We start from the raw sequence: 7,495 nt of genomic DNA, 5'->3' as shown, positions 1-7,495 counted from the left end.
AGGCGCCCAGCCATTTCTGCGGGGTGATGAGCGGGAAGTCGGTGCCGAACAGGACCTTGTCCTGCAGGACCGAGTTGGCCATCCGGACCAGTGACTCCGGGAAGTACTTCGGGGACCAGCCGGAGAGGTCGATGAACACGTTGGCCTTGTGCGTGGCGATCGAGTTGGCCTCGTCCTGCCACGGCACCGAGGGGTGGGCCATGATGATTTGCAGCTCCGGGAAGTCCGCGGCCACGGCGTCGAGCAGGAGGGGGTTGGAGTAGGCCAGTTTGATGCCGTATCCGCCCGGGAGCCCGGCCCCCATGCCGTTCTGTCCCGTGTGGAAGATGGCCGGCAGGCCCAGTTCCTGCAAGGTTTCCCAGAGCGGGTAGAACTGCTCGTTGGAGGGGTCGAAGCCCTGCAGGCTCGGATGGAACTTGAACCCGCGCGCGCCGAGGTCGATTGCCTGGTGCTTGGCGCCCTGGATCGCCTCGGCGCCGGTGCGGGGGTCCACGCTCCCGAAGGGGATCAGGACGTCGTTGTTCCGCGCCGCCCCGGCAATGAGGTCCGGGATGCTGTTGGGCTCGTGCTTGAGCTGGGTCCGGGCGTCGACGGTGAAGACGACGGCGGCCATGTTCAGTTCGCGGTAGACCTCGGCGATCCGGTCCAGCGAAGGGCTGCGGTCCTCGGCCTTGAAGTACTTGGCGGAGGCCTCGGTCAGGGCCGCCGGAAGGGACTCGTGGCCGTGGCCGTCCACTTCGAGGTGGACGTGCATGTCGATCGCATCGAGTGAGGCGGCGTCGATGCCGGGTTCGTAGCGCCGGGCAGCCATCTCAGCGGACCTCGGCCGGTTCGGGCTGGAGTTCCGCCGGCAGCGGCAGGAAGTCCTCGCCCACGCTTTGCAGCTTGTCCCCGAAGAGCGCGCCGAAGTTGTCCACGAGATCCTGGTAGCCCCAGCCGTCCTCGCGGTATTCGGTGGCGGCGGCGTCGGGGTGGGTCCAGAGTTGCAGCCGGTCACCGCCCGCTCCGATTGCCTGGCCGGTGACGCCGGCGGCAGCATCGGAGGCCAGGAAGGCCACCAGCCCGGCGACGTCGCCGGCCGTGCCAAACCCGAGGTCGTGGCGGAAGAAGGCCGGCATCGTCTCGCCGCGCTCGTCGGCCTCGACGGCCTTCTGGAAGTACGGGACGGTCTTGGTCATGGCGGTGGCGGCCACGGGAATGACGGCGTTGGCGGTGACGCCGGCTTTCTTCATTTCCAGCGCCCAGGTGCGCACCATGCCCACGATTCCGGCCTTCGCGGCGGCGTAGTTGGTCTGGCCGAAGTTGCCGCGCTGGCCCGTCGGGGAGCCGATGGTGATGATGCGGCCGGGAATGCCGTGCTCCTTGAAGTAGCCGAAGGCCTCCCGGGCGCAGGTGAAGGTGCCGCGCAGGTGGACGTTGATCACGGCGTCGAAGTCCTCGTCCGTCATCTTCAGCAGGCTCTTGTCCCGCAGGATGCCGGCGTTGGTGACCAGGATGTCCAGCCGGCCGAACTCGGTGACGGCTGCCTGCACGAGCTTCTTGGCGACGTCGGAGCTGCCCACCGGGGCGACGACGGCGGCTGCGCGGCCGCCGTCGGACTGAATCGTCCGGACAGCGTCGGCGGCGACCTCGGCGTCCACATCGTTGACGACGACGGCGGCGCCCTGGCGGGCCAGTTCCCGGGCGTAGGCCAGGCCGAGGCCCCGTCCGCTTCCGGTGACGATTGCTACTTTTCCTGACAGGCTCATTGCCGCTCCTTTGCTAGCTGCCTTGTGCATCCGGCCCCGCGGCGTGGGATGCTGTTCTGTATCCATGAAAATATGGATAGTTGAAAAAGTCAACGATTTATTTTTTGGACTATTGGAGTTGGGCATGGCGACCGAAGTTGACGACGGGCCGGGCACCGAGCCTGCGGAGAAGCTCACGGCGGCAACCATCAGCCTGGACGCGGGCTTCCTGCTGGCCAAGCTGCATGCCGGCGGGTCGGTCCTGAACAACCGCGCCCTGGCCGCGTTCGACCTCAAGGAGCGCTCCTATTCGGTGCTCGCCCTGGCCAACAGCGGGCTGGAACCAACCCAGCGGGAGATGGCCGAGTTCCTCAGCCTGGACCCGAGCCAGATTGTCGCCCTGATCGACGAGCTGGAGAAGCGCGGGCTGGTGATCCGGGCGCCCGGGAAGCTGGACCGGCGCGCCAAGATTGTTTCCTCGACCCCGGAGGGGGAAGCCCTCTTCCGGCGGGCCGAGGCCGCGGCGCGGGACGCGGAATCCGCCGCCCTGGCCGGCCTCAGCGCCCCGGAGATCGCGACACTCAAGGGGTTGCTCCGCAAGGCTCTGTGGGGGCCGGCAGCCTGATCGCGGCCGCTCAAGCACTGAGGGAATACCCTTGGGGCAGGAGGGAGCCATGACCGTTCGCAGCGCAGGCCTTCTGCTGTACCGGCTAAGGAGTGCATCCCCGCCCGGCGGGGCGCCGCCATCCGGCAGCGCACCCCAGCTCGAGCTCTGGATAGCCCACATGGGCGGCCCGTTCTGGGCCCGCAAGGACGCCCGCGGCTGGTCCATCCCCAAGGGAGAATACCTCGCCGACGAGGACCCCCTGGCGGCCGCGCACCGCGAGTTCGCGGAGGAAATCGGCACACCGGCACCCGCCGCCGAGTACCACCGGCTCGGCGACTTCCGCCAGCCCTCCGGCAAGATCATCACGGTCTTCACGGCGGAAGCGGACTTCCAGCCCGAACGCATCGTGAGCAACACCTTCGAGCTGGAGTGGCCGAGGGGATCGGGCACAATCGGAAGCTTCCCCGAGATCGACCGCGCGGAATGGACCGCCGAGCCCGCAGCCCGGTCCAGGCTGGTCAAGGGCCAGCTGCCGGTCCTCGACGCGCTGGTCCGGCACCTTGGACTTGACCCGGCCGCCCCCGCGCCCGGGCATGACAATAAGTAAAAGTCGGTTGACATCTTTTGTAATATTTCGCGGGGGCCAGCTAGCCAAGAGGCCCGGGATCGTTCATGCTTAGCTATGACCTCAATGTCGAGCCAGTACCGGATCATCGCGGTCTGCACCGGAAACATCTGCCGGTCCCCGATGGCGGAACTTATGCTGGCGGAGGCATTCCGGGCCGAGCGCCTCACGGGGGCCGTGGTCGATTCCGCCGGCACCACCGCGTATGAGGCCGGCCGGCCCATCGATCCCCGGGCAGCGCGCAAACTCACGGCGCAGAACATCGCTTCGGACCGCCACGTGGCGCGCGAATGGCGGCCTGAATGGTTCGCGAGCCGGGATCTGATCCTGGCCCTCGACGTCGACCACTACGGCTGGCTCCGGCAGGCAGCACCGGACCGGGACTCCCTGGCCAAGATCCGCATGCTCCGCAGCTTCGACCCCGCCGTGGCGGACGAGGACCCGCTGGAGCAGGGCATCGAGGACCCGTGGTACGGCGGCCACACCGACTTCGACACCACCTGGAACCTCATCCGGGCCTCCCTTCCGGGGGTTGTGCAGCACGTACGCACCGAGCTTGAGCGGCAGGACGGGCAACATCACGGCAGTGATCAACCCAATGCACAGCAGCCGGTACGCTCTATTTCATGAGCCCCGCACCCGTCATCATCGCAATCGACGGGCGCTCCGGCTCCGGCAAGACCACCCTGGCGATCGAACTGGCGGCGCGGTTGAGGGAGCACCACAAGGTCTCGCTCTTCCACCTCGAGGACATCTATCCCGGCTGGAACGGGCTGGCGGCGGGGATCGAACGCTACGTCACCACCGTGCTTTCGCCCTTGCGGCGCGGGGAGAACGCGGAATGGGTCAGCTGGGACTGGGCACGGCACTACGACGGCGAGACCCGCACCACACGCCCGGCCGAAATCGTCCTGGTGGAGGGCGTCGGTGCCGCCGCGGCGGCCGCAGTGCCCCTGCTGGACGCGGTGATCTGGGCGGACTCCTCCGACGCGGACCGCCGGGCCCGGGCGCTGGCCCGGGACGGCGACACCTACGAACCGTTTTGGGACCAGTGGGCTGCGCAGGAAGCGGAGTGGCTGGCGGCCGATGACGTCCCGGCCCGCGCGGATGTGCACGTGCTCAACCTGGCGGACGGCACCGCCCCGGACGACGTCCTGCAGGCCCTTCAGTACCTTCCCGCCGTCGCCCCCGCCCTGCTGCCCGAACTCGCCGCCCGGCGCGGGCTGCAGTTGCTGGCAGAACGGGTCGAGGCCCGGCCCGAGGCCGGGCGGCTGTTTGCGGCGCTCTTTGGCGGTTCACCCAACGCCGTGTGGCTCGACTCCTCCCTGGACCCGGCAGGACTGGCCCCGGAGGCCGCGGAGCGGAGCCGCTTCAGCATTTTGGCCGACGACGGCGGCCGCTTCGGCCAGGCCGTCCGGCACAGTTCCGGACGGACCCGCGTCAGCACGGGCCAGGCCACCGTGACCACCGATGGCCCGTTCTTCCGCTGGCTCGACGGCGTGTGGGGCCGCCGCGTGCTCCGCGCACCCGAGGCCTACCCGTGCGAGTTCACCCTGGGCTGGCTCGGGTACCTCGGCTACGAGCTCAAGCGCGAAACCGGCGGGAACGACGTCACCGCCGCCACCCCGGACGCCTGCCTGATCTTCGCCGGCCGTGCCGTGGTCCTTGACCATGCCGAGGGCACAGCCTGGCTGCTGACCCTGGACGCACCCGAGGCCGGGGACTGGCTTGAGACGGCGCGCACGGCCGTCACCGCGGCCGCGTCGGCGCAAGTGGCCGCGCACGCCTCCCCAGCCCAGCGTGCCAGTGCCCCGCAAACCAGCGCCCCGCAACCCACCGCCCCGCGCTTCGCCGCCCGGGACACGGAAGCCGGCTACAAGGCGAAGGTCACCGAGGCCCAGCGTGAGATCGCGGAAGGAAACACCTACGAGGTTTGCCTGACCACAGTGCTCACGGCTGCCTCGCCCGCGGGGCCTCAGGGCGTGGATCCGTGGCCGGCCTACCTGGACCTGCGGCGCCGGAACCCGGCCCCGTTCGCCAGCTTCCTGCGGTTCGGCGGGCTCGCCGTGGCGAGCACGTCGCCGGAGCGGTTCCTGCAGATTGCCGCGGACGGCAGGATGCGGGCCGAGCCGATCAAGGGCACGCGCCGCCGGGACACAGACCCAGGCACGGATGCCGCGCTGCGCGAGGAACTGGAATCTTCGGCCAAGGACCGGGCGGAAAACATCATGATCGTGGACCTGTTGCGCAACGACTTGAGCCATTTTGCCGTCCCGGGTTCGGTGGCCGTCAGCCGGCTGTGCGCGATCGAGAGCTACGCCACCGTGCACCAAATGGTGAGCACCATCGATGCCCGGCTGCGGCCCGGGATGCCGCGGGCCGAGGCAGTCGCGGCCTGTTTCCCCGCCGGTTCGATGACCGGCGCCCCGAAGGTCAGCACCATGGCCATCCTGGACCGGCTGGAGGCCGCGCCGCGCGGCGTGTACTCCGGGGCGATCGGCTACTTCTCCCTGAACGGGGCCGCCGACCTCGCCGTGGCAATCCGGACCCTCGTCGTCAGCGCCCTCGGCGAGGGTGCCGCGGAACTGAGTCTCGGCGTCGGCGGCGCTGTCACCGCCGACTCGACCCCGCAGGAGGAGTACGACGAAATCCGGACCAAAGCGTTCGGTGTCCTCTCGGCGCTCGGCGCCGGGTTTCCCACGGGCTGAGTCGGCTGTCCCGCCGCCCCCGGCTACTGCAGGGTGGCCGTCAGCCGCGCGACGTTGTCAACGTATTTGACGCCCATCGGACGTTTCATCCAGTCCTCGAGCGTAAGTTCGCGCGAAATGCCCCGGTAGGTGTCCTCCACGGCGCTGATCCGCCGCACGATGTCCTCCCCCAAGAGCATCACCGACACCTCCAGGTTCAGCGAGAAGGAGCGCATGTCCATGTTGCTGGAACCCAGCACGGCAACGTCGTCGTCGATCGTGAAGTGCTTGGCGTGCAGCACGAAGGGGGCCTTGTAGAGGTAGATCCGCACCCCGGCTTCAAGCAGCGCCTCATAGTAGGACTGCTGGGCGTGGTGGACCAGGAACTGGTCGCCCTTTTCCGAGACGAAGAGTTCGACGTCGACGCCGCGCTGCGCCGCCGTCGTCACCGCATACAGCAGCGAGTCATCCGGGACGAAGTACGGGCTGCAGATCGAGATCTTGCGCTGAGCCGAGTAAATCAGCGTGTTGAAGAGCCGCAGATTGTTTTCGGTGATGAAGCCGGGGCCGCTGGGCACCACCTGGGCGGTGATGTTGCCGGCGTGCAGTTCGGGCCGGTGCGCGAGCTGTTCCTCAATGGATTCGTCGGTCTCGCTGAGCCAGTCCGTGGCGAAGACGACGTTGAGCGTGGTGACGATCGGTCCACGCAGGCAGGCCATCAGCTCGACCCATTCGCGGCCGATCTTTCGGTGCTTGGGGTTGTTGTAGGAGGGCTCGATCAGGTTCTGCGATCCGGTGAAGGCGATCTCGCCGTCGATCACCATGATCTTGCGGTGGTTGCGCAGGTCCGGTCGGCGCCACTGCCCCTGCAGCGGGCTGAGCGGCAGCATGGGCCGCCAGCGGATCTTGCTGGCCTTGAGCCGGGCGATCAGCTTGCGATAGCCCTTGATGCGAAGCGTGCCAAGGTGATCGAACAGGACACGGACCTCGACGCCGCGCTCGGCGGCCTCTTCCAGCGCGGTCAGCAGATCGTCCGTGACGTGGTCCGAGCTCATGATGTAGAACTCGGCGTTGACGAAGGACTTTGCGCCGCGGACCGCCGCGGCCATCGCCTTGATGGAGTCGGGGTAGCCGGGCAGCAGCTCCACTTGGTTACCGTCCACCATCGGCAGCGAGCCCAGCGTCTTGTTCAGTTCCGCGGCGGAAGCCACCCATTCAGGTCCGGCGTAGCGGCTTTCCAGCATCGCCAGTTCCGAGGTCCCGGCGCGCACTCGGGTATTGACCGCGTCCTGCTGCGCGCGGCGCTTGCGGGAGAGCCGGAAGTTGCCGAACAGCAGGAACAGGAGCAGGCCGATGGTCGGCACGATGAAGATGCCCAGCAGCCACGCCATCGCGGTGGTGGGCCGCCGGTTTCCGGGGATGATGCCCAGTGCCAGCACGCGGATGGCGAAGTCGATCACCGTCAAAATCAGAATCGCCCAGGACGGTAAAGTCTCCGCCAGCGGAAATGGCCACAGCACAGGCGAACCCCTCAACGTACAAGCCACGCGGAACAGTTCCGAACGGGCAGTGCCCAAATCCTATCCCGGGACCACCGAGACTAAGCTTTAGCCATGACCACTCCTGCCCCTGTTCCTGCGCCCGCGACCGTTCTGGTCTTCCTCGACCCGGCGTTCGACGGCGGCCGCGTTGCCGACGCGTCGCAGCCGCAGCTGATGGCCACGGACCTGGGCGCCACCCGGGGCGACGGCGTTTTCGAATCCCTCCTTGCCGTCGGCGGCCGGCCCCGCAAGATCCAGGCGCATCTGACCCGGCTGGCGGGCTCGGCCCGGCTTCTGGAGCTGGACAT

The 7,495-nt window shown here is 68.2% G+C and carries 7 protein-coding genes and 1 pseudogene; 5 read left to right on the top strand and 3 right to left on the bottom strand.

What is annotated here, in order from left to right:
- Window positions 1–811 (bottom strand): amidohydrolase family protein (locus tag Y706_RS23320; RefSeq protein WP_043434427.1); only part of this gene is annotated, 811 nt, incomplete at its 3' end.
- Window position 812: 1 nt separating this feature from the next.
- A complete protein-coding gene (locus Y706_RS0103040; RefSeq protein ID WP_028275407.1) occupies window positions 813–1,748 on the bottom strand; it encodes an SDR family NAD(P)-dependent oxidoreductase in 936 nt (311 codons plus the stop codon).
- A gap of 124 nt (window positions 1,749–1,872) precedes the next feature.
- On the opposite strand from Y706_RS0103040, the gene Y706_RS0103035 reads away from it, so the two are divergent.
- From Y706_RS0103035 to pabB, 4 genes are all read left to right on the top strand, one after another.
- Complete coding sequence (locus Y706_RS0103035; protein ID WP_028275406.1) at window positions 1,873–2,352, top strand: MarR family winged helix-turn-helix transcriptional regulator; 480 nt, start codon at window positions 1,873–1,875, stop codon at window positions 2,350–2,352.
- Between the two features lie 49 nt (window positions 2,353–2,401).
- Complete coding sequence (locus Y706_RS0103030) at window positions 2,402–2,941, top strand: NUDIX hydrolase (RefSeq protein ID WP_028275405.1); 540 nt, start codon at window positions 2,402–2,404, stop codon at window positions 2,939–2,941.
- A 75-nt stretch (window positions 2,942–3,016) separates the two neighbouring features.
- Window positions 3,017–3,589, top strand: coding sequence for a low molecular weight protein-tyrosine-phosphatase (locus tag Y706_RS0103025; protein ID WP_028275404.1), 573 nt, complete (start codon window positions 3,017–3,019; stop codon window positions 3,587–3,589).
- On the top strand, window positions 3,586–5,667 hold the full coding sequence (pabB, locus tag Y706_RS0103020) for an aminodeoxychorismate synthase component I (protein WP_028275403.1): 2,082 nt from the start codon (window positions 3,586–3,588) through the stop codon (window positions 5,665–5,667). Before Y706_RS0103025 ends, pabB begins: the two co-directional genes overlap by 4 nt.
- A gap of 23 nt (window positions 5,668–5,690) precedes the next feature.
- Here pabB and cls read toward each other — a convergent pair whose 3' ends face one another.
- Window positions 5,691–7,163 carry a cardiolipin synthase gene (gene cls, locus Y706_RS0103015; RefSeq protein ID WP_043434560.1) on the bottom strand — a complete coding sequence of 491 codons (1,473 nt, stop codon included), beginning with the start codon at window positions 7,161–7,163 and terminating at the stop codon, window positions 5,691–5,693.
- 96 nt (window positions 7,164–7,259) lie between these two features.
- Between cls and Y706_RS27720 the strand changes: the two are divergent.
- A pseudogene (locus tag Y706_RS27720) lies at window positions 7,260–7,495 on the top strand (aminodeoxychorismate lyase); the annotation flags it as partial.

The organism is Arthrobacter sp. I3 (genome assembly GCF_000520575.1).
GTDB lineage: Bacteria > Actinomycetota > Actinomycetes > Actinomycetales > Micrococcaceae > Arthrobacter > Arthrobacter humicola_A.
The sequence above is the reverse complement of the archived record's forward strand: the minus strand, read 5'-3'. Positions and strand labels throughout refer to the sequence as shown.

What these genes read in the sequence shown, in the direction of transcription:
- Y706_RS0103040 (WP_028275407.1), bottom strand. Translation starts at nt 1,748, where the DNA reads ATGAGCCTGTCAGGAAAAGTAGCAATCGTCACCGGAAGCGGACGGGGC.
- Y706_RS0103035 (WP_028275406.1), top strand. Translation starts at nt 1,873, where the DNA reads ATGGCGACCGAAGTTGACGACGGGCCGGGCACCGAGCCTGCGGAGAAG.
- Y706_RS0103030 (WP_028275405.1), top strand. Translation starts at nt 2,402, where the DNA reads ATGACCGTTCGCAGCGCAGGCCTTCTGCTGTACCGGCTAAGGAGTGCA.
- Y706_RS0103025 (WP_028275404.1), top strand. Translation starts at nt 3,017, where the DNA reads ATGACCTCAATGTCGAGCCAGTACCGGATCATCGCGGTCTGCACCGGA.
- pabB (WP_028275403.1), top strand. Translation starts at nt 3,586, where the DNA reads ATGAGCCCCGCACCCGTCATCATCGCAATCGACGGGCGCTCCGGCTCC.